Here is a 20,080-nt window from a genome sequence, read left to right on the forward strand (position 1 = left end):
TTCCTCCCCCTCAATCCGCGATGGAGCGGTTCGGTTCCGGTCCCAGCATCGTACGCGGATCGACGACGCGGTCGAAGGTCGCGGCATCGACATAGCCGAGGTCGAGCGCGGCCGCGCGCAGTGTCGAACCGGTCTCGTGCGCATGCTTGGCGATCTTCGCGGCCTTGTCATAGCCGATCACCGGCGCGAGCGCGGTGACGAGCATCAGCGAGCGCTGCATCAGCTCGTCGATGCGGCCGCGGTTGGGCTCGAGCCCGCGCACGCAATGTTCGGTGAACCCCGTCATGCCGATCGCCAGCAATTCGATCGAGCGCAGCACGTTCGATCCGATCAGCGGCTTGAAGACGTTGAGTTCGAGATGTCCCTGCATCCCCCCGACGATCACCGCCTGATGGTTGCCGATCACCTGACCGGCGACCATCGTCAGCATCTCGCACTGCGTCGGGTTGACCTTGCCCGGCATGATCGAGCTGCCCGGCTCGTTGGCCGGCAGGTCGAGCTCGCCCAGCCCCGCGCGCGGCCCCGAACCGAGCAGGCGGATGTCGTTGGCGATCTTGGTCAAAGCGACCGCGAGCGTGCCCAGCGCCCCCGAGAAGAAGACGAGTCCGTCGTTCGACGCCAGCGCCTCGAACTTGTTGCGCGCGGGCTCGAACGCGATGCCGGTGCTGCGCGATAGCTCGTCGGCCATCGCGCGGTCGAAGCCGGCGGGCGCGTTGAGCCCGGTACCGACCGCGGTGCCGCCTTGCGCGAGCTTGGCGATATTGTGCGCCAGCGCGCCTTCGATCCGCGCACGGCACGCAACCAGCTGCGCGACATAGGCCGAAAACTCCTGCCCGAGCGTCAGCGGCGTCGCATCCTGCAAATGGGTCCGGCCGATCTTGACGATGTCGTCCCACGCCTCGGCCTTGGCGGCGAGCGCGTCGGTCAGTCCGGCGAGCGCGGGGAGCAGGCGGACGGTCGCCTCCACCGCGATCGCGACATGGATCGCGGTCGGGAAACTGTCGTTCGACGACTGCCCCATGTTCACATGGTCGTTGGGATGAACCGGCGCCTTGCCGCCGCGCCTGCCGGTCAGCGCCTCGTTCGCGATCCCGGCGATCACCTCGTTGGCGTTCATGTTCGACTGGGTGCCGCTCCCCGTCTGCCAGATGGCGAGCGGAAACTGATCGTCATAGCCGCCCGCGACGACGGCATCTGCCGCGGCGACGATCGCATCGGCAAGGCCCGCGTCGAGGCCGTGGCTCCGGTTCACCCGCGCCGCGGCGCCCTTGACGCGTGCGAGTGCGTGAACGATCGGCAGCGGCATCCGCTCGTGCGGCGGGAAAGCGAAATATTGCCGGCTGCGCTCGGTCTGTGCGCCCCAATAGGCCTCGGCGGGGACCGCGATCTCGCCGATGCTGTCGCTTTCGATCCGCGTGCCGCTCATCCCGCCAATATCCTCGTCACCAGCACCGCCCCGGCCCAGATCATCGCGACGAGGCCGAGCAACTGCCAATAGCCGCCGTCGCCGACGCGCCGCCGGAACCAGGCGGCCGCGACCCAGACCGCAACCAGCGCCGGGGTCAGGACCAGCAGGCTGAAGCGCAGCAGGCCGTCGGCGATCGCGCTGCGGATCGCACCGCTTTCGAATCGCGCATAGCCCTCGACGCCCCACCAGAAGGCGGCGGTAAGCACGACCATCCCGGCGAGGGCCCAATATTGCCAGAAACGGCTGGGGGGCCAGGAGGGGCCGCCCATCGCGCTATCGCTTCTTGCCGAAATCCACGGTGACGACGTTCGACCCGTCGTCGCTCGCCACGTCGGGTCGGTCGTTGTCGGCTTCGTCATGCGGTTCGGGAGCGCTGCCGTCGTCGCTGACCTGGAACTGGAGCCCGAAATCGACCGAAGGATCGACGAAGGCGGTGATCGCCGCATAGGGGATCGTCAGCATCGAGGGCGTCTGGTTGAACGACAGGCCGACGCTGAAATGATCGTCGGCGACGCTGAGGTCCCAGAAGCGGTTCTGCAGCACGATCGTCATTTCGTCGGGGAATTTGGCGACCAGATGCGCCGGGATCGAAACCCCCGGCGCCTGCGTCTTGAAGGTGATGTAGAAATGATGCTCGCCCGGCAGGCTGTCATAGCCCTCGATCTGGCTCAGCACACGGCCGACCACGGCGCGCAGGGCGTCCTGCACGATCTCGTCATAGGGAATCAGGCTGTCGCGGACATCGTCACTCATGGGCGAGGGGGATGAACGGCGCGCGCGCACCGGTCAAGGGGCAGAGTCGCCTTGCGCCGCGAAAAATAGGCTCTATGGCGTCGGCCATGCGAACCGCCACCGTCCAGCGCACGACCAAGGAAACGGATATCGCGATCACCGTCAATCTCGACGGCAGCGGCGATTATTCGGTATCGACCGGCATCGGCTTTCTCGATCATATGGTCGAGCAACTGTCACGCCATTCGTTGATCGACATTTCGATGACCGTGAAGGGCGACCTTCACATCGACCAGCACCACACCGTCGAGGATTCGGCGCTGGCGCTGGGCGAGGCGGTGGCGAAAGCGCTCGGCGACAAGCGCGGCATCGCGCGCTACGGCGAGGCGCACGCGCCGATGGACGAAACGCTGACGCGCTGCATCCTCGACATTTCGGGGCGTCCGCACTGCGTGTGGAAATCGGGCTTTTCGCAGCCGCGGCTCGGCGAAATGGACACCGAGCTCTTTTCGCACTGGTTCCAGAGCTTTTCGCAGACCGCGGGGATCACGCTGCACCTCGAGACGCTTTACGGCGAGAACAACCACCATATCGCCGAATCGAGCTACAAGGCGCTCGCGCGCGCGCTGCGCCAGGCGGTCGATATCGACCCGCGCAAGGGCGATACCATCCCCTCGACCAAGGGTGTCCTCTAGGGACTTTTCGATGAGCGTCATCGCCCTGATCGACTATGGCGCGGGCAATCTTCGCTCGGTGCACAACGCGCTCGTCGCGGCGGGCGCGGACAATGTCGTCGTCACCGCCGACCCCGACGCCGTCGCAAGGGCCGACCGGATCGTGCTTCCCGGAGTCGGGGCTTTTGCCGCATGCATGAACGGACTTTCCGCGATCGACGGGCTGGTCGAGGCGATGGAACAGCGCGTGCGAGGCGAAGGCGCGCCCTTCCTCGGCATCTGCGTCGGCATGCAATTGCTCGCCGATGCGGGCGAGGAACATGGCACGCATAGGGGGCTCGGCTGGATCGGCGGAACCGTGCGGGCGTTCGCGCCGCGACCCGGGCTGCGCGTTCCGCACATGGGCTGGAACGATGTCGTGCCATGCTTTGCGCATCCGGTGATCGCCGCGGGCGAAGCCTATTATCTCCATAGCTATCATTTCGCCGATGCGACCGACGTCGCCGCGACGAGCGAGCATGGCGGGCCCTTCAACGCCGCGGTCGCGAAGGACAATATCGTCGGCGTCCAATATCACCCCGAAAAGAGCCAGGCCTATGGCCTCGCCACACTCGAAAGATTCCTTGCATGGCGCCCGTAGTTTCCGGCCTGACCATCTTTCCCGCGATCGACCTCAAGGGCGGGCAGGTGGTACGGCTCGCCGAGGGCGACATGGACCGCGCGACGATCTATGGCGACGATCCGGCAGCGCAGGCGCGGCTTTTCGCCGCGGCCGGCGCTAGCCATCTCCACGTAGTCGACCTCGACGGCGCCTTTGCGGGCGCCAGCGTCAATGGCGGCGCGGTCGAAAGCATCGTCGCGGCCTTTCCGGGCAAGGTTCAGGTCGGCGGCGGCATCCGCGACCGCGCGGGCGTCGACCGCTGGCTGGCGCTGGGCGTCGACCGCGTGATTATCGGCACCGCGGCGCTGAAGGATCCCGAATTCGTCAAATCGGCCGCCCGCGACCTGCCCGGCCGGATCGTCGTCGGGGTCGATGCCCGCGACGGCATGGTGGCGACCGAGGGCTGGGCCGATGTCTCCGACGTCCGCGTCGAAGAGCTCGCGCGCCGCTTCGAGGATGCCGGGGTGGCGGCGCTGCTGTTCACCGACGTCGGCCGCGACGGGCTGCTCAAGGGCTGCAACGTCGAGGCGACGGTGGCGCTGGCCAAGGCGGTCGACATTCCGGTGATCGCGAGCGGCGGGGTCGCCGACATCGGCGACATCCACGCGCTGCGCCCGCACGTCGCCGACGGCATCGAAGGCGTGATCACTGGCCGGGCGCTCTACGACGGCCGGCTCGACCTCGCCGAAGCAATCGCGGTGGGGCGCGGATGAGAAACGCCACCGATCCTGTACCCCGGCGAAAGCCGGGGCCCAGAGCCACCTTGCGCTTCCGTTCATGGATCCCGGCTTTCGCCGGGGTGCAGATGCAATGACCGTCCGCGTGCGCGTCATCCCCTGTCTCGACGTCGCCGACGGGCGCGTCGTCAAGGGCGTCAATTTCGTCGACCTGCGCGACGCGGGCGACCCGGTCGAGGCGGCGCGCGCCTACGACGCCGCGGGCGCCGACGAACTCTGCTTCCTCGACATTTCGGCGACGCATCAGGGACGCGGCACCCTGCTCGACATGGTACGCCGTACCGCCGAGGTCTGCTTCATGCCGCTCACCGTCGGCGGCGGGGTACGCAGCGCCGACGATGCGCGCGCGCTGCTGCTCGCGGGCGCCGACAAGGTCGCGGTGAACAGCGCAGCGGTGGCGCGCCCCGAACTCGTCGCCGACATCGCCGACCGCTTCGGCAGCCAGTGCGCGGTGGGCAGCATCGACGCGCGGCGCGTCGAGGATGACGAAAATGGGGGGGGCCGCTGGGAAATCTTCACCCACGGCGGACGCAAACCGACCGGGGTCGATGCGGTGGAGCATGCGGTGCGGCTGGCAGCGCTCGGCGCGGGCGAATTGCTCGTCACCAGCATGGACCGCGACGGCACGCGCGACGGCTACGACCTGACCCTCACCCGGGCGATCGCCGATGCGGTCAGCGTACCCGTGATCGCGAGCGGCGGGGTCGGCACCCTCGACCATCTGGTCGCCGGGGTGATCGAGGGCGGCGCGAGCGCGGTGCTCGCCGCCAGCATCTTTCACTTCGGCGAAGCGACGATCGCCGAGGCGCACGCGCAGCTCGCCGCGGCGGGACTGCCGGTTCGCGCGCACTGATTTTTTCGATTTGGGCACAGCGTTTTTTTGATTGCAGGGTAGGCATCGAAAAACACGGCTGCAATAAAGGCGCATGAAAAGCACATTGCGCCTCGCCGATCGGACGAACGATCTCTTTCCCATCCTCGCCTTTCTCGCGGCCTTCGCCAGCCTCGCGATGCCGCTCAACGCCTGGCTCGTCGCCTTCATCCTCGCCGGCGCCGTCGTCGCGGCGGTCCACCATGCAGAGGTCATCGCGCACCGCGTCGGCGAACCGTTCGGGACGCTGATCCTCGCGCTCGCCGTGACGGTGATCGAGGTCGGGCTGATCCTGACGCTGATGCAGGCCGAACCCGAAAAGGCGCAGTCGCTCGCACGCGACACGGTGTTTGCGGCGGTGATGGTGATCCTCAACCTGCTGATGGGCCTCTGCCTGCTCAGCGGCGCGATCCGGCATCATGAACAGCGGTTCCAGCGCACCGGGATCGGCGCAGCGCTGGCGACGCTGACCGTCCTGACGATCGTCACGCTGGTGCTGCCCAATTTCACCTCGAGCATTCCGGGGCCCTTTTATTCGGAAACGCAGCTGGGCTTCGTCGCGGCGGTCTCGCTGATCCTCTACGCGACCTTCGCGCTCGTCCAGACGGTGCGGCATCGCGACTATTTCCTGCCCGAGGGCGAGGCGCAGGACGAACCCGATGCGCACGCCGCCCCGCCCAGCGCGTCGCGCATGTGGATTTCGCTGGGGCTGCTCGTCGCCTGCCTGTTCGGGGTGGTGCTGCTCGCCAAGGCGCTCTCACCCACCATCGGTGCCTTGCTCGCCGACTGGGGGGCGCCGCCCGCGGTGCTCGGCGTCCTGATCGCGGCGCTGATCCTCGCGCCCGAAGGCCTGGCGGCGGTACGCGCCGCAAAGTCCGACCGCCTCCAGACCAGCCTCAATCTGGCGCTGGGGTCGGCGCTCGCAACGATCGGCCTGACGATTCCGGCGGTCGCGATCCTGTCGATCCTGACCGACCTGCCGATCAGCCTCGGGCTCGACGCCAAGTCGACGGTGCTGCTGTTCCTGTCGCTGATCGTCGCATCGCAGACGCTGGCCAACGGCCGCACGACGGTGCTGCAGGGGGTGATCCACCTGATGCTGTTCGCGGTCTATCTGTTCACGACGTTCGTGCCGTAGAAGGGCCATCTGTCATTTCGTCATGCTGAACCTGTTTCAGCATGACGAAGCAGAATTGGCGCCTCAGGTCTTGCGGACGAACACGGTTCCCGCGCTATACCCCGCGCCGAACGAACAGATCAGCCCGGTGTCGCCAGCGACCATGTCTTCGTGGTGGAGGTGGAAGGCGATGATCGACCCCGCGCTCGACGTGTTGCCATAGGTGTCGAGCACCGTCGGGCTTTCGTCCGCGCTCGCCTCATGCCCCAGCACGCGCTGCGCGATCAGCCGGTTCATGTTGGTGTTCGCCTGGTGGAGCCACAGCCGGCGCATGTCGGCGCCTTCGAGCCCCAGAACCTCCATCTGCTCGACGATCAGGTTCGCGACCCACGGCACGACTTCCTTGAACACCTTGCGGCCTTCCTGGACGAAGAGCTTGTCGCTCTTCGGCCCTGACTGGTCGATCCCGCCATGGCCGCGATTCAAAAAGCCGAAATTGTTGCGGATATTGTTGCTAAACTGCGTCTTGAGCCTGGTCCCGAGGATGTCCCAATGCCCCGCGGGAGCGATAGCCTTGTCCTCGACGAGGATCGCGGTCGCGACATCGCCGAAGATGAAATGGCTGTCGCGGTCGCGCCAGTTCAAATGCCCCGAACAGATTTCGGGGTTCACGACGATCACGCTCCCCGCATGGCCCGCGCGGATATAGTCGGCGGCGGTCTGGATGCCGAAGGTCGCCGACGAGCAGGCGACATTCATGTCGAAGCCGAACCCGTCGATGCCCAGCGCGTCCTGGATCTCGACCGCCATCGCGGGATAGGGGCGCTGCATGTTCGACGCCGCGCACAGCACGGCATCGACGTCGCGCGCGTCGCGACCGGCGCGCGCAAGCGCGTCCCTTGCGGCGAGCACGCCGATTTCGGCGAGGACCGAGAGTTCGTCGTTGCCGCGATCGGGCAGCCGCGGCGCCATATGTCCGGGGTCGAGGATACCCGCCTTATCGACGACGAAACGCGACCCGATGCCGCTCGCCTTTTCGATGAATTCGACGCTCGATTCGGTGAGTTCGGCGACTTCACCCGCCGCGATCGCCGCGGCATTTTCCCTGTTGTGCAGCGCAACATAGGCGTTAAAACTGGCGACAAGTTCTTCGTTGGAGATGCATTCGGCGGGGGTGAAGAGGCCGGTTGCGGAAATCACCGGCTGCGGTGCGTGCGACATGGTGGTCCTGCGGGTGTCCTGTTTTCGAAGCCCCGTTGATTAGGCCCGCCCGCGACGCCGCGCAACGCCCTTGGATGGCTGAACGCACGCCGACGCCATGGTTAACCTATCACTAACCCTTTTGGTGGCAGACTGGCAGATGCAGGCCTCCGGGGGGATGGCTCCCCGGGCGCCGTGCGGGAGCATGACCATGGCGACGCGTTCGGGACCGGCAGCGGGCGACCTCTCGATATCGGAAATCAAGGAATTCGCGGGTTTCCCCGCCGCGACGCAGCGCTACATCCGCCGCTCGCTCGATATCGGGCTGGAACGCGACGATGCGATCGCACGCTGGTCGCGCGACATGGTCGAGGAAACCGCGATCCGCGTCCAGGCGCGCGTCTATCAGCGGCTCGTCGACATTCGGGCGCATATCCCCGACGACAGCGGTCTCGACGCGCTCGAACATTTCATGGCGCCGCTGATCGCGGTGTCGGCCTTCGACCTTGGACAGGACCGGCTTCCCGCCTTTGCGCCCTATCGCTTTCTCTATGAGCGGCTGCTCGGCGCGCATGCGCGGCCGTGGTTGCCCGGCGCCTTTTGCGCCGCGGCGTCGCTGCCGCACCTCCACCCCGACAAGCGCCGGACCCTGCTGCAGTCGATCAGCGAGGCGGCGGCGACGGCACCCGGCTGGTCGGCGCGCGAACCCAGCTTCTATCCGCAATGGGTCGACAAGATCGACGAGACGAAACCCGCGAACTGAACGCCGCGATCCGGCGGCGCTTTTCCACCGTCCGGACCGTCCGCCCGCTTGCCCATGGGGGGGGAGATGGTTAAGGCCGATGGCCATGACCACACCCCCCGTCCGCATCGCCCCCTCGATCCTCAGCGCCGACTTCGCACGGCTTGGCGAGGAAGTGCGCGCGATCGAGGCAGCGGGCGCCGACTGGGTGCATATCGACGTGATGGACGGCCACTATGTGCCGAACCTGACGATCGGCCCGATGGTGGTGAAGGCGCTGCGCCCGCATTCGACGCTGCCCTTCGACGTCCATCTGATGATCAGCCCCGTCGACCATTTCCTCGACGCCTTCGCCGCCGCGGGCGCCGACATCATCACCGTGCATCCCGAGGCCGGCCCGCACATCCACCGCACCGTCCAGCACATCAAGTCGCTGGGCAAGCAGGCGGGCGTCTCGCTCAACCCCGCGACCCCGGCAAAGATGCTCGACTATCTGATCGACGACATCGACCTAGTGCTGATCATGAGCGTCAACCCCGGCTTCGGCGGCCAGAGCTTCATTTCGAGCCAGCTCCGCAAGATCGAGGCGGTGCGCAAGATGATCGACAAGTCCGGCCGCGACATCCGGATCGAGGTCGACGGCGGCATCGACGCCGCCACCGCGCCGCTCGCGATCGCGGCGGGCGCCGACGTGCTCGTCGCGGGAACCGCGACCTTCAAGGGCGGCCCCGACGCCTATGCCGACAATATCCGGCGGTTGCGCGGCGCCTGAGTGGTGAAGGGGAGACCGTTGACCTCTGTCCCCGGAAGTCCGACTCCCGACGCGGGCGCCGACGCGCCGCCGATCGACGACAGCATCGAACCCGGCAAACGGCTGATCCGGCTGCCCGCCGACAAGGGCCTGTCGCTGGGCGACCGCATCGCCAACCAGATCACCCGCCTGACGTGGCGCACGCCGCTGCACGCCTTTCGCCTCAAGGGCCGCTTCCCGCTCAAGCTGCTCGGCGTACCGGCCGATCCGGTGCCCGGCGACACGCGCGCGGGCACCGCGATCCGCGCCGGCCATTTCCTCCATCGCGGGCTCAAGCTGCCGCTCGGCGAATGCGATTTCGCCGCGCTCAAGGTCGCGCCGGCCTTTGCCGACTATCTTCACAGCTTCGCCTGGCTGCGCGACCTTGCCGCGACCGGCAGCCGCGCCGACGGCGCGCCGATCGCCGAAGCGATGGTGCGCGGCTGGCTCGCGGCGCACGGCGAGACCGTCAGCGAACCCGCGTGGCGCGCCGACAACAGCGGCTGGCGCATCCTCTACTGGGCCTTTCACGCCCCCCTGATCCTGTCGTCGAGCGACCTCATCTACCGGTCGGCGGTGCTCAACCATCTCGCGCGCACCGCGCGCCACCTCGACCGCGTCGCCGACAAGACGCGGCCGGGCATCGGCCAGCTTGTCGCGTGGACGGGCATCGTCGCCGCGTCGCTGCTGATGCCCGGCGGCGAACCGCGGCAGGTGTTCGGCGAAGCGGGGCTGCGCAAGGTGCTCGAGACGAGCTTCTACGCCGACGGGGGCAATATCGCGCGATCGCCGCAGGCACAGCTCGACGCGATCATGGCGCTGTCGATGCTCGCGCGCGTCTATGACATGCGCCGGATGGAAGTGCCGCCCTTCGTCCAGGAAGTGCTGACGCGCGCGGTTCCGGCGCTGCTCGGCCTGACGCACGCCGACGGCGGCATGGGCAGCTGGCAGGGCAGCGGCGCGACCGCAGCCGAGCATATCGAGGCGATCGTGACCGCGAGCGGGGTGCGCACGCGCCCGCTCAAGCAGGCGCGCGACTGGGGTTATCAGCGACTCGTCGCGGGCAAGGTCGTGCTGCTCGCCGACGCCGCGCCGCCGCCGATCGCGCGCGTGACCGAGGCCGGCTGCGCGTCGACGCTCGCCTTCGAACTCAGCGACGGTGCCGACCGGATCGTCGTCAATTGCGGCGGCGCCGCGCTCGCCGGCGCGACGATCCCCGAGGATCTCGCGCGCGGGCTACGCACCACCGCCGCGCATTCGACCTTGACGCTGGCCGACACCAATTCGACCGCAATCCTCGCGAGCGGCGCGCTCGGCAAGGGCGTGACCGAGGTCGAACTCGACCGCCGCGAGACGCCGCAGGGCAGCCGGCTCGAGATGAGCCACGACGGCTATGCGCGCCGCCACGGACTGATCCATCGCCGCCTGCTGATCCTCGCCCCCAACGGCCGCGAACTGCGCGGCGAGGACATGCTGCTCCCCGCCCCGCGCAGCCGGCGCAAGGGCGACAAACCGTTCGTGCTGCGTTTCCATCTCGGCCCCAGTTTGTCGGCGAGCCTGACCGCCGACAAATTGGGCGCGCTGCTGCGCGTGAGCGGCGGCCCGCTGTGGCAATTCCGCACCAGCGAAGGCCAGCTCGATATCGAGGAGAGCCTGTGGGTCGACGGCGACGGCCGGCCGCATCCCTGCGAGCAACTCGTCGTCACCGGCAATGCGCCCGCGGGCGGCGCCAGCATCGGCTGGATCTTCAAGCATATCGGCTGACGGAGGCCCCGCCTCGCGAAGGCAAATTTTCCCGATAGCGCGGTGCGGCGCAATCCCGCCCCCTTGCCCGGCGGCGCCCGCTTTCTGTTTCAGTCGTGTGACACTCGCGTAACACAGCGGTCACAGACCCCTGCCACTGGCCCCTCGACTCGCCGGGAGCCAACAGGACCCGGCGACCTGTCCACTCTTCGGGGGTCTTCATGTCCAAGCTTCGTACCATTCGTTCGCGCGTCCTGATCGGCACCGGCCTGTCGCTCGCCGCGACCTTCCCGGGGGCGGCGCTCGCCTCCGACATCATCGGCACCATCACCGATGCCACCGACACCCGCGCGCTGCAGGGCACCGAGGTCCGCATCGTCGAGCTCGGCCGCGTCGCCGAGGCCGGTCGCGACGGCAGCTACCGCTTCGCCGACGTGCCCGCCGGCACCTACACGCTCAAGGCGCGCTATATCGGCGCCGCGCCGGTCACCCAGAGCGTGACCGTGACCGACGGCGGCAATGTCGTCGCCAACCTCTCGGTCGGCACCGACGGGTCGATCCTCGTCATCGGCCAGGCCGCGAACCTGTCGAGCAGCCTGTCGCGCCAGCGCGCTGCCGACGGCGTCGAAAGCGTGCTGACGCGCGACGCGATCGGCCAGTTTCCCGACCAGAATGTCGCCGAATCGCTGCGCCGCCTGCCCGGCGTGAACATCCTCAACGACCAGGGCGAAGGTCGCTTCATCTCGGTCCGCGGTCTCGACCCCGAACTCAACGCCGCGTCGATCAACGGCGCGCGCCTGCCCGCGCCCGAAAGCGACGTCCGTTCGGTCGCGCTCGACGTCGTCGCCGCCGAGCTGATCGAATCGATCGAGGTCAAGAAGTCGCTGACCCCCGACATGGACGGCGACACGATCGGCGCGTCGATCGAGATCAACACCACCAGCGCCTTCGACCGCAAGAAGGACCTGCTCTCGGTCAAGCTTGAGGGCAGCTACAATAATTATGCCGATGCGCTGACCCCGAAGGGCAGCTTCGATTTCTCGACCCGCGTCACCGACAATTTCGGCATCGCGGGCGGCGTCAGCTATTATCAGCGCAAGTTCGAAACCGACAATATCGAGGCGGCGGACTGGGACGAGCAGGACGGCAACGCCTTCGCCCGCGAAGTCCAGTATCGCGACTATGACGTCGAGCGCAAACGCCTCGGCGGTTCGCTCAGCCTCGACTGGCGCCCCAGCGACACCACCAAGCTTTATGCGCGCGGCCTCTACAGCCAGTTTTCCGACCAGGAATATCGCGGCGACGTGATCTTCATCATGAGCGGCGATCCGCGCGAATCGACCGAGACCAGCGCCGAATTCTCGAGCGCCGACGGCCGCATCGAAGTGCGCCGCCGCATGAAGGACCGTTTCGAAAAGCAGAAGATCGCCTCGCTCGTCGTCGGCGGCGAAACCGAAACCGGCCCGTGGAAGCTGACCTATTCGGGCAGCTATTCGAAGGCGAGCGAGAAGGAAGACGGTTCGGTCGACCCGACGCGCTTCCGTGCGCGCTTCGCAGGCACCGGCGCGAACGAGGTCGGGGTCAATTTCGACTATTCGGATCCGCGGCGCCCGCTGTTCGCGGTCACCGGCAACACCGCATTGTTCAACAACACCGCCAGCTATACCTTCAACGAGCTCGAAATCACCGACCTGTCGGATTCGAAGGACCGCGAATGGACCGCGCGCGGCGACATATCGCGCGAGTTCGCGATGAACGACGGCACCTTCACGCTGCAGGGCGGAGTCAAGTCGCGCTGGCGCTCGAAGTCCTACGACCTCGACGCGCTCGTCTATGACAAGTTCGACGGCACCTACAACCTCGGCAACGTCCTGAGCCGCGGCTACAATTACCGCATCCAGGACCTCGGACCGCTCCCCGACAAGCATGCGCCGAGCCTCGTCTACTACGGCAACCCCGGCGCCTTCGAGCTCAACGAGGACGACACGGTCATCAATTCGACCTCGTCGGACTATGCGATCGATGAGGATGTGCTCGCGGGCTATGTACTCGGCCGATACGACAACGCCGCGCTGCGCATCATCGGCGGCGTCCGTTTCGAGCGCACCCACAACGACATCCGCGCCTTCGCGATCAACGAGGATACGCTGGCTATCACCCCGAACCGGTCGACGCGCAGCTACACCGACTGGCTGCCCAGCCTGACCATCCGCGCCGAGCCGGCCCCGAACCTCGTCCTGCGCCTCGCGGGCTACAAGAATCTGGTGCGCCCCAAGCTGTCGAACCTCGCACCGCGCGTCGTCCTGAACGAGGAACTGGAAGCCGAGTTCGGCAACCCGAACCTGAAACCCTATCGGGCCTGGAACATCGACGCGTCAGCCGAATATTATTTCGGCAACAATTCGGCGCTGACCGCAGGAGTGTTCTGGAAGTCGATCGACGATTTCATCGTCGAGGTCACCGACGGCACGCCGGGCGAAATCCTCGGCATCGAATATTCGAAGGCCACGACCTTCGCCAACGGCGAGACCGCGAAGGTCAAGGGGATCGAGCTGAGCTTTGCACAGCGCTTCACCTTCCTGCCCGCGCCGCTCGACGGGCTGCTGCTCAACGCCAACTATACCTTCACCGATGCAAAGGGCACGGTGTTCGTCAAGGGCGACCCGAACGACCCGCGCCGCATCGGCCTGCCCGCCTCGTCGAAGCACACCTTCAACGTCGCGCTGGGATATGAAAAGGGCCCGATCTCGCTGCGTGCCGCGGGCACGTACCGCGACAAATATCTCGACGAACTGGGCGGGGCGGCCGACGAGGACCGCTATGTCGACCAGCATTTCCAGCTCGACCTGTCGGCCAAGTTCCGCGTCACCAGGGACATCCGCCTGTTCGCCGAATGGATCAACGTCACCGACGCCCCCTATTTCGCCTATCAGAACTTCGCCGGCGCGAAGCGCATCCTGCAATATGAAAAGTACAGCTGGACCGCGAAGTTCGGCGTTGCGGCCAGCTTCTGATGGCGACGGGACACAGGAAGGGTGTGATGCGGCACAGCCGCACCCTCGCGCTGTCGCTGTTCGCGGCGACGACGCTGGCCGCGACGCCCGCGGCGGCAGAACCGGCGACGACCGGCTTTCCCATCGTGACGCAGACGGAGGATGGCCGGCCCATCCCCCGTTCGGCGGGCCTGCCCTATGCCCCCAAAAACCTTGCCGACCGCATCATCCTCACGCCCGGGGCCGACCCGGCGCGCGAGATGGCGGTCGCCTTTCGCACCGACACCGCGCAGGCCGAGTCCCAGGCCCAGATCGCGGTGTCGGTCGACGGGCCCACGCTCGAGGAAAAGGCGACGCTCGTCACCGGCATTTCGATGCCCGTCGACAGCAGCTATGGCCCCGCGCTCTATCACCAGATCCGCTTCGCGGGACTGACCCCCGACACCGCCTACAGCTACCGGGTGAAGGGCGCGGCGGGCTGGAGCGAATGGTTCCAGTTCCGTACCGCCGCCGCCGTGGCAAAGCCCTTTCGTTTCCTCTATCTCGGCGACATCCAGAACGGCATTTTGACCTATGCGAGCCGGGTGATCCGGCAGGCGTTCCACGCCCATGGCGGCATCGCCCTCACCGTCCACGCCGGCGACCTCGTCGGCCAGCGCGATGACCTCGACCATGACGACGAATGGGGCGAGTGGAACCAGGCGGGCGGCTATAATTATTCCATCGTCCCGCAGCTGCCGGCGACCGGCAACCATGAATATGTCGACGACATCAAACCCGACGGCACCGAAAGCCGCAAGCTCGGCCCCTATTGGCGGGCGCAGTTCGCATTGCCCGGAAATGGCGTGAAGCCGGTCGAGGCGACGACCTATTTTGTCGACTATCAAGGCGTGCGCTTCATCGTCCTCGACGGCACCGCCGCGATCGACCTCGGCTCGATGCAGGCGCAGACCGACTGGCTCGACGCGACGCTCGCCGCGTCGAAGGCGAACTGGAACGTCGTGCTGTTCCACCAACCGGTCTTCACCTGCGCGCGCCCGAACGACACCGCCGCGATCAAGGCGGCGTGGAAACCGGTGTTCGAGACGCGCAAGGTCGACCTTGTGCTGCAGGGGCACGACCATTGCTACAGCCGGCTGACCGGCGAAGCCGGCCGCGACGCCAATGCCAGGGCGCGCGCCGACGGCACGATCCAGGGGCCGGTCTATCTCGTCTCGGTCACCGGATCGAAGATGTACCGCCTCAACGAGCGCACCCCCTGGCAGCCCGACAAGGTCGCCGAAGCGACCGAGCTGTACCAGATCGTCGACGTCGAGCCGAAGACGCTCAAATTCCGCACCTATACCGCGTCGGGCAAGCTCTACGACGGCTTCGACCTGACGCGCACCGAGCGGGGCAATCGTCTGTCCGAAATCGCCGAACCGGTGCTCGCCACGCGCCGCTGTTCGGGCGAAGTCGGGCCCGACGGCGGTGCCTGCGTCGCATCGGGGAAATGACATGACCAGAATCTTGAAACTCGCCGCCACGCTTTCGCTCGCATCGGCGCTCGCCGGCTGCGGCGCGAAGGAACCCGTCTTCTTCGGCCTGCCCCCGGTCCCGGTCACCGCGACCGGCGAGACCGATCCCGTGGGCACCGGGCGCGCCGACGCCGCCGACGATCCCGCAATCTGGGTCGATCCCGCCAATCCGAACCGCGCGCTGATCATCGCGACCGACAAGAAGGCGGGCATCCACCTCTATGACCTCGCCGGCAAGGACATCGCCTTCATCGAGGGCGGGCTGGTCAACAATGTCGATGTCGCGGGCAATATCGTCGCGGCGAGCGACCGCAACGACGGCGTCAACGCGCATATCGCGCTCTTCCGCCTCGATCCCGCCACCGCGACGCTGGCGCCGCTCGGCCGCGCCGCCGCGGGAACGGGCGAAGCCTATGGCTTCTGCCTCAAGAAAACGGCGCCCGGCGAACCTATGACCGCGGCGCTGATCATCAAGGACGGCACCGTACGCGTCGGCACGCTGGCCGTCGACGGCGCCGCGCCGAGCTTCACGGTGCAGTGGGAGCACAAGATCCCGACCCAGTCCGAAGGCTGCGTCTTCGACGGCGACACGCTCTATGTCGGCGAGGAGGACGCCGGGATCTGGCGCCTCACGCAAAAGGGCGCCGCCGCCGATGCAGCGATGGTCGCCCCGATCGACAACCAGCGTCTCGTCGCCGATGTCGAGGGCCTCGCCACGATCGACCACAAGGGCCACCGCTACCTGCTCGCCTCGTCGCAGGGCGACAACGCCTATGCGGTCTTCAAGCTGCCCTCGATGGATTATGTCGGCCGCTTCGCCGTGGCCGCAGGCCAGTTCGGCGCGACGAGCGAGACCGACGGGATCGAGGCGGTAGCCGGCCATTTCGGGCCCGCCTATCCCGACGGGCTGTTCCTGGCGCAGGACGGCGACAACGCGCCCAAGGCCCAGAATTTCAAACTGGTGCGCTGGGACCAGATCGCCGCGGCGCTGGGAATCTAAAAACCGCCCCGCGGGGTTGCGATACGGACGGCGCGGGCCTAGGGGGACCGCGTCTTTCCCATCCTGCAAAGGCCGCCTTTCCCATGACCGATCTCGTCCCCGTCCGCCGCGCCCTGCTGTCCGTCAGCGACAAGGCGGGGCTCGCCGATCTTGCCGCCGCGCTGGTCCGCCACGGCGTCGAACTGGTGTCGACCGGGGGCACCGCGAAGGCGCTGCGCGAGGCCGGTCACAAGGTCCTCGACGTCGCCGATCTCACCGGCTTTCCCGAGATGATGGACGGCCGCGTCAAGACGCTGCATCCGACCGTCCATGGCGGCATCCTCGCGGTGCGCGACGATGCGGCGCACGTCGCCGCGATGGAAGCGCATGGCATCGGCGCGATCGACCTTGTCGTCGTCAACCTCTACCCCTTTGCAGCGACCGTCGCCAAGGGCGCTGCGCGCGACGAGATCATCGAGAATATCGACATCGGCGGCCCCGCAATGGTGCGCTCGTCGGCGAAGAACCACGCTTTCGTCGGCATCGTCACCGAACCCGAGGACTATGCCGCGGTCATCGCCGAGATGGATGCCAATGGCGGCGCGACCACGCTGGGATTGCGCAAGCGGCTCGCCGCGACCGCCTTCGCGCACACCGCCACCTATGACGGGATGATCGCCAGCTGGTTTGCCTTCGCGGACCAGGGCAAGCTTTTCCCCGACACGCTGCCGCTGACCGCCAAGCTCCAGGCCGAACTGCGCTATGGCGAGAACCCGCACCAGAAGGCCGCGCTCTATCTGCCCGCCGGCCCCGCCGCGCGCGGCATCGCGCAGGCCGAGCAGGTGCAGGGCAAGGAACTCAGCTACAACAACATCAACGACGCCGACGCGGCGCTCGAACTGGTCGCCGAATTCCGCGACGCCGACCCGACCTGCGTCATCGTCAAGCACGCCAACCCCTGCGGCGTCGCAACCGCCGCGACGATCGCCGAAGCCTATGACGCAGCGCTGAAGTGCGACGACGTCTCGGCGTTCGGCGGCATCATCGCGGTCAACCGCCCGCTCGACGGCGCGACGGCGGAATTGATCAGCGGCATTTTCACCGAGGTCGTCTGCGCCCCCGACGCCGACGCCGACGCGCGCGCGGTGTTCGCGAAGAAGAAGAACCTCCGCCTGCTGCTGACCGGCGCGCTGCCCGATCCGGCGCGCGGCGGGCTGATGATGAAGACGATCGCCGGCGGCTGGCTCGCGCAAAGCCGCGACAATGGCCACATCACCCGCGACGACCTGAAAATCGTCACCGACCGCGCCCCGACCGAGGAAGAGCTGACCGACGCGCTGTTCGCCTGGACAATCGCCAAGCATGTGAAGTCGAACGCGATCGTCTATGCCAAGGGCGGATCGACCGCGGGCATCGGCGCGGGGCAGATGAACCGCCGCGACAGCGCGCGCATCGCCGCAGTGAAGGCGCGCGAGGCCGCTGAATCGCATGGCTGGGCAAGCCCGCGCACCGTAGGAAGCGCGGTCGCGAGCGACGCCTTCTTCCCCTTCGCCGACGGCCTGCTCGCCGCGGTCGAGGCGGGCGCGACCTGCGTCATTCAGCCGGGCGGCTCGATCCGCGACGACGAAGTGATCGCGGCCGCCAACGAGGCCGGGCTCGCGATGGTGTTCACCGGGATGCGCCACTTCCGGCATTGACAGGGTGTGCATCCCGGCGAAAGCCGGGGCCCATGGCGGCGTTGAATTCGTGGCCCCCGGCTTTCGCCGGGGTACAGAAACCTACTCGTTCGCCATCGTGTGCAGCCAGTCGGCGTGGCGCGGCGCCTTTTTCGTCTGGCTCCATTCGTCGAGCATCAGCGGCGCGACACGGCGCAATTCGGCATATTGTTCGGCGGTGCCGATATCGCACGCCAGCTCGACGCGGTGGCCGTTGGGGTCGAAGAAATAGATCGACTTGAAGATGCCGTGATGCGTCGGCCCGAGCACGTCGACGCCTTCGCTTTCGAGATGCGCCTTCGCGGCGACCAGCTCGGCATAGCTGCCGACCCTGAACGCCAGATGCTGCACCCATGCCGGCGTATTGGTGTCGCGGCCCATTTCGGGCTGGTTCGGCAGTTCGAAGAAAGCGAGGATGTTGCCGTTCCCCGCATCGAGGAAGACGTGCATATACGGGTCATATTCGCCCGTCGACGGCACATGATCCTCCGCAAAGGCGGTCGTATAGGTCATGCCGAGCATGCGCTCGTACCAGTTGACCGTCTCCTTCGCATCCTTGCAGCGATAGGCGGCGTGGTGAACGCCGCCCAATTTGATCGGGCTGGTCATTGCGTTGCCTCCATCCAGCGGGCGAAGATGTCGCCAACCGCATTCTTCCTGTGCGTCAGATCCTCGATCGACGCAAAGCTCATCACACCGCGATCGATCGCCTGCCACTCGACGAGACCGGCAGGATCGTCGAAGACGAAGCCCGACATGTCCTTTGACTGCACGCCGCGATGCAGCACCACGCGCGGCGCCCCCTTCGGGCTCAGGCCAAGCGTGATGCGGTCGTCGCCATCGATGCAGAAGCTCGGCGCGTTCCACTTGATATGTTCGGTCACCCCATCGGCCGACGCGGCCGCGAGCGCACGTAATGTGTCGACGACGATCAGCTGATCATCGGTCAGCGCCCGGCGATAGGCTTCGACGGTGGCAAATTTCGTCGGCATCAGGCCTTTTCGACCTCGAGTGCCCCGCGGCGGATCTGGTCCATTTCCATCGACTTGAACAGCGCGGTGAAATTGCCTTCACCGAAGCCCTCGTCCTTCTTGCGCTGGATGAATTCGAAGAAGACCGGGCCGATCACCGTCTGGCCGAAGATCTGGAGCAGCAGGCGCGGGTCGCCGTCCTCGGTCGATCCGTCGAGCAGGATGCCGCGCGACTGCAGGCCCTCGACCGACTCGCCATGGCCGGGCAGGCGTTCGCCCAGCATCTCGTAATAGGTGTCGGGCGGCGACGGCGCGAAGGGATTGCCGAGCGCTTTCAGCTTGTCCCACGCGGCGTAGAGGTCGTCGCAGGCAAAGGCGATATGCTGGATGCCCTCGCCATTATAGGCGCGCAGATATTCCTCGATCTGGCCCTTGCCGCCCGCGCCTTCCTCGTTGAGCGGGATGCGGATCTTGCCGTCGGGGGCGGTCATCGCCTTCGAGGTGAGGCCGGTATATTCGCCCTTGATGTCGAAATAGCGGATTTCGCGGAAACCCGCGATGCGCTCGTAGAAAGCCGCCCAATGCGCCATGCGGCCGCCATAGACATTGTGCGTCAGGTGATCGATCAGCTGCATGCCCGCGCCGACCGGATGGCGATCAACGCCTTCCTCATAGACGAAGTCGATGTCGTAGATGCTGAGGTCGTCGCCCCCATTCTTCCCATCATACCGGTCGATCAGATAGATGATCGAGCCGCCGATGCCGCGGATCGCAGGGAGCCGCAATTCCATCGGCCCGGTCCTCACCTCGACGGGTTCGGCGCCGCGTTCGATCGCTTCGGCATAGGCCTGCGCCGCATCGCGCACGCGCCAGCCCATTCCGCACGCCGACGGGCCGTGCTCGGCGGCGAAATAGGCCGCGGGCGATTTGGGTTCGTAATTGGCGATCAGGTTGATCCCGCCCTGACGCCACAATTGCACATCCTTCGACCGATGACGCGCGATGCGGGTGAAACCCATCCGTTCGAACACCGGTTCGAGCATGCCCTTTTCGGGCGCCGAAAATTCGACGAACTCGAAGCCATCGAGGCCCAGCGGGTTTTCGAACAGATCGGCCATGGCGCATTTCCCATATAGTTTCAATTGAAACCAACATGGAGAAAACGGGTGC

General features: G+C 66.8%; 19 protein-coding genes. 12 read left to right on the forward strand and 7 right to left on the reverse strand.

Going from position 1 to position 20,080, the window contains the following annotated elements; all coding sequences use genetic code 11:
- Positions 1 to 10: 10 nt before the first annotated feature.
- Genes fumC through EAO27_RS16655 form a run of 3 tightly spaced genes read right to left on the reverse strand, consistent with a single transcriptional unit; the run spans position 11 to position 2,221 of the window.
- Positions 11 to 1,426, reverse strand: coding sequence for a class II fumarate hydratase (fumC, locus tag EAO27_RS16645; protein ID WP_242771869.1), 1,416 nt, complete (start codon positions 1,424 to 1,426; stop codon positions 11 to 13).
- Positions 1,423 to 1,737 (reverse strand): hypothetical protein, encoded by a 315-nt coding sequence (locus EAO27_RS16650; protein WP_242771872.1) that lies wholly within the window; start codon positions 1,735 to 1,737, stop codon positions 1,423 to 1,425. Before EAO27_RS16650 ends, fumC begins: the two co-directional genes overlap by 4 nt.
- A gap of 4 nt (positions 1,738 to 1,741) precedes the next feature.
- Positions 1,742 to 2,221 carry a ClpXP protease specificity-enhancing factor SspB gene (locus EAO27_RS16655; RefSeq protein WP_242771875.1) on the reverse strand — a complete coding sequence of 160 codons (480 nt, stop codon included), beginning with the start codon at positions 2,219 to 2,221 and terminating at the stop codon, positions 1,742 to 1,744.
- An 86-nt stretch (positions 2,222 to 2,307) separates the two neighbouring features.
- Between EAO27_RS16655 and hisB the strand changes: the two genes are divergently transcribed.
- The 5 genes from hisB (at position 2,308) to EAO27_RS16680 (ending at position 6,281) form a co-directional block, all read left to right on the forward strand.
- Positions 2,308 to 2,895: an imidazoleglycerol-phosphate dehydratase HisB gene (gene hisB, locus EAO27_RS16660; RefSeq protein WP_242771878.1), complete on the forward strand. Its 588-nt coding sequence runs from the start codon at positions 2,308 to 2,310 to the stop codon at positions 2,893 to 2,895.
- A 10-nt stretch (positions 2,896 to 2,905) separates the two neighbouring features.
- Positions 2,906 to 3,514: an imidazole glycerol phosphate synthase subunit HisH gene (gene hisH / locus EAO27_RS16665; protein ID WP_242771881.1), complete on the forward strand. Its 609-nt coding sequence runs from the start codon at positions 2,906 to 2,908 to the stop codon at positions 3,512 to 3,514.
- Positions 3,502 to 4,248, forward strand: coding sequence for a 1-(5-phosphoribosyl)-5-[(5-phosphoribosylamino)methylideneamino]imidazole-4-carboxamide isomerase (gene hisA, locus EAO27_RS16670; RefSeq protein WP_242771884.1), 747 nt, complete (start codon positions 3,502 to 3,504; stop codon positions 4,246 to 4,248). The genes hisH and hisA overlap by 13 nt, the downstream gene beginning before the upstream one ends.
- A 97-nt stretch (positions 4,249 to 4,345) precedes the next feature.
- Complete coding sequence (hisF, locus tag EAO27_RS16675; RefSeq protein ID WP_242771887.1) at positions 4,346 to 5,125, forward strand: imidazole glycerol phosphate synthase subunit HisF; 780 nt, start codon at positions 4,346 to 4,348, stop codon at positions 5,123 to 5,125.
- Between the two features lie 73 nt (positions 5,126 to 5,198).
- Positions 5,199 to 6,281, forward strand: a complete 1,083-nt coding sequence (locus tag EAO27_RS16680) for an ionic transporter y4hA (protein ID WP_242771890.1) — start codon at positions 5,199 to 5,201, stop codon at positions 6,279 to 6,281.
- A 63-nt stretch (positions 6,282 to 6,344) separates the two neighbouring features.
- On the opposite strand, the gene EAO27_RS16685 is transcribed toward EAO27_RS16680, so the two are convergent.
- Positions 6,345 to 7,481 carry a beta-ketoacyl-ACP synthase III gene (locus tag EAO27_RS16685; RefSeq protein WP_242771892.1) on the reverse strand — a complete coding sequence of 379 codons (1,137 nt, stop codon included), beginning with the start codon at positions 7,479 to 7,481 and terminating at the stop codon, positions 6,345 to 6,347.
- 190 nt (positions 7,482 to 7,671) lie between these two features.
- Between EAO27_RS16685 and EAO27_RS16690 the strand changes: the two genes are divergently transcribed.
- The 7 genes from EAO27_RS16690 (at position 7,672) to purH (ending at position 17,921) form a co-directional block, all read left to right on the forward strand.
- Positions 7,672 to 8,223: a hypothetical protein gene (locus tag EAO27_RS16690; RefSeq protein ID WP_242771894.1), complete on the forward strand. Its 552-nt coding sequence runs from the start codon at positions 7,672 to 7,674 to the stop codon at positions 8,221 to 8,223.
- An 85-nt stretch (positions 8,224 to 8,308) separates the two neighbouring features.
- Complete coding sequence (gene rpe, locus EAO27_RS16695; protein WP_242771897.1) at positions 8,309 to 8,974, forward strand: ribulose-phosphate 3-epimerase; 666 nt, start codon at positions 8,309 to 8,311, stop codon at positions 8,972 to 8,974.
- An 18-nt stretch (positions 8,975 to 8,992) separates the two neighbouring features.
- A complete protein-coding gene (locus tag EAO27_RS16700; RefSeq protein WP_242771899.1) occupies positions 8,993 to 10,756 on the forward strand; it encodes a heparinase II/III family protein in 1,764 nt (587 codons plus the stop codon).
- 200 nt (positions 10,757 to 10,956) lie between these two features.
- The gene (locus tag EAO27_RS16705; RefSeq protein WP_242771902.1) at positions 10,957 to 13,749 is read left to right on the forward strand and encodes a TonB-dependent receptor; all 2,793 of its coding nucleotides are present in this window, start codon (positions 10,957 to 10,959) and stop codon (positions 13,747 to 13,749) included.
- A gap of 26 nt (positions 13,750 to 13,775) precedes the next feature.
- A complete protein-coding gene (locus EAO27_RS16710; RefSeq protein WP_242771905.1) occupies positions 13,776 to 15,224 on the forward strand; it encodes a metallophosphoesterase family protein in 1,449 nt (482 codons plus the stop codon).
- Position 15,225: 1 nt separating this feature from the next.
- A complete protein-coding gene (locus EAO27_RS16715) occupies positions 15,226 to 16,245 on the forward strand; it encodes a phytase (RefSeq protein ID WP_242771908.1) in 1,020 nt (339 codons plus the stop codon).
- Between the two features lie 83 nt (positions 16,246 to 16,328).
- On the forward strand, positions 16,329 to 17,921 hold the full coding sequence (gene purH, locus EAO27_RS16720; protein WP_242771911.1) for a bifunctional phosphoribosylaminoimidazolecarboxamide formyltransferase/IMP cyclohydrolase: 1,593 nt from the start codon (positions 16,329 to 16,331) through the stop codon (positions 17,919 to 17,921).
- An 81-nt stretch (positions 17,922 to 18,002) separates the two neighbouring features.
- On the opposite strand, the gene EAO27_RS16725 is transcribed toward purH, so the two are convergent.
- The 3 genes from EAO27_RS16725 to hppD are packed head-to-tail and all read right to left on the reverse strand — an operon-like array spanning position 18,003 to position 20,028.
- Positions 18,003 to 18,548: a VOC family protein gene (locus EAO27_RS16725; protein ID WP_242771914.1), complete on the reverse strand. Its 546-nt coding sequence runs from the start codon at positions 18,546 to 18,548 to the stop codon at positions 18,003 to 18,005.
- Entirely contained in the window at positions 18,545 to 18,931 is a 387-nt protein-coding gene (locus tag EAO27_RS16730) for a DUF1801 domain-containing protein (protein ID WP_242771917.1), read from the reverse strand. The genes EAO27_RS16725 and EAO27_RS16730 overlap by 4 nt, the downstream gene beginning before the upstream one ends.
- A complete protein-coding gene (gene hppD, locus EAO27_RS16735) occupies positions 18,931 to 20,028 on the reverse strand; it encodes a 4-hydroxyphenylpyruvate dioxygenase (RefSeq protein ID WP_242771920.1) in 1,098 nt (365 codons plus the stop codon). Before hppD ends, EAO27_RS16730 begins: the two co-directional genes overlap by 1 nt.
- Between the last annotated feature and the right edge of the window lie 52 nt (positions 20,029 to 20,080).

It is taken from the genome of Sphingopyxis sp. YF1 (assembly GCF_022701295.1).
Classification (GTDB): Bacteria; Pseudomonadota; Alphaproteobacteria; order Sphingomonadales; family Sphingomonadaceae; genus Sphingopyxis.

What these genes read in the sequence shown, in the direction of transcription:
- fumC (WP_242771869.1), bottom strand. Translation starts at nt 1,426, where the DNA reads ATGAGCGGCACGCGGATCGAAAGCGACAGCATCGGCGAGATCGCGGTC.
- EAO27_RS16650 (WP_242771872.1), bottom strand. Translation starts at nt 1,737, where the DNA reads ATGGGCGGCCCCTCCTGGCCCCCCAGCCGTTTCTGGCAATATTGGGCC.
- EAO27_RS16655 (WP_242771875.1), bottom strand. Translation starts at nt 2,221, where the DNA reads ATGAGTGACGATGTCCGCGACAGCCTGATTCCCTATGACGAGATCGTG.
- hisB (WP_242771878.1), top strand. Translation starts at nt 2,308, where the DNA reads ATGCGAACCGCCACCGTCCAGCGCACGACCAAGGAAACGGATATCGCG.
- hisH (WP_242771881.1), top strand. Translation starts at nt 2,906, where the DNA reads ATGAGCGTCATCGCCCTGATCGACTATGGCGCGGGCAATCTTCGCTCG.
- hisA (WP_242771884.1), top strand. Translation starts at nt 3,502, where the DNA reads ATGGCGCCCGTAGTTTCCGGCCTGACCATCTTTCCCGCGATCGACCTC.
- hisF (WP_242771887.1), top strand. Translation starts at nt 4,346, where the DNA reads ATGACCGTCCGCGTGCGCGTCATCCCCTGTCTCGACGTCGCCGACGGG.
- EAO27_RS16680 (WP_242771890.1), top strand. Translation starts at nt 5,199, where the DNA reads ATGAAAAGCACATTGCGCCTCGCCGATCGGACGAACGATCTCTTTCCC.
- EAO27_RS16685 (WP_242771892.1), bottom strand. Translation starts at nt 7,481, where the DNA reads ATGTCGCACGCACCGCAGCCGGTGATTTCCGCAACCGGCCTCTTCACC.
- EAO27_RS16690 (WP_242771894.1), top strand. Translation starts at nt 7,672, where the DNA reads ATGGCGACGCGTTCGGGACCGGCAGCGGGCGACCTCTCGATATCGGAA.
- rpe (WP_242771897.1), top strand. Translation starts at nt 8,309, where the DNA reads ATGACCACACCCCCCGTCCGCATCGCCCCCTCGATCCTCAGCGCCGAC.
- EAO27_RS16705 (WP_242771902.1), top strand. Translation starts at nt 10,957, where the DNA reads ATGTCCAAGCTTCGTACCATTCGTTCGCGCGTCCTGATCGGCACCGGC.
- EAO27_RS16710 (WP_242771905.1), top strand. Translation starts at nt 13,776, where the DNA reads ATGCGGCACAGCCGCACCCTCGCGCTGTCGCTGTTCGCGGCGACGACG.
- EAO27_RS16715 (WP_242771908.1), top strand. Translation starts at nt 15,226, where the DNA reads ATGACCAGAATCTTGAAACTCGCCGCCACGCTTTCGCTCGCATCGGCG.
- purH (WP_242771911.1), top strand. Translation starts at nt 16,329, where the DNA reads ATGACCGATCTCGTCCCCGTCCGCCGCGCCCTGCTGTCCGTCAGCGAC.
- EAO27_RS16725 (WP_242771914.1), bottom strand. Translation starts at nt 18,548, where the DNA reads ATGACCAGCCCGATCAAATTGGGCGGCGTTCACCACGCCGCCTATCGC.
- EAO27_RS16730 (WP_242771917.1), bottom strand. Translation starts at nt 18,931, where the DNA reads ATGCCGACGAAATTTGCCACCGTCGAAGCCTATCGCCGGGCGCTGACC.
- hppD (WP_242771920.1), bottom strand. Translation starts at nt 20,028, where the DNA reads ATGGCCGATCTGTTCGAAAACCCGCTGGGCCTCGATGGCTTCGAGTTC.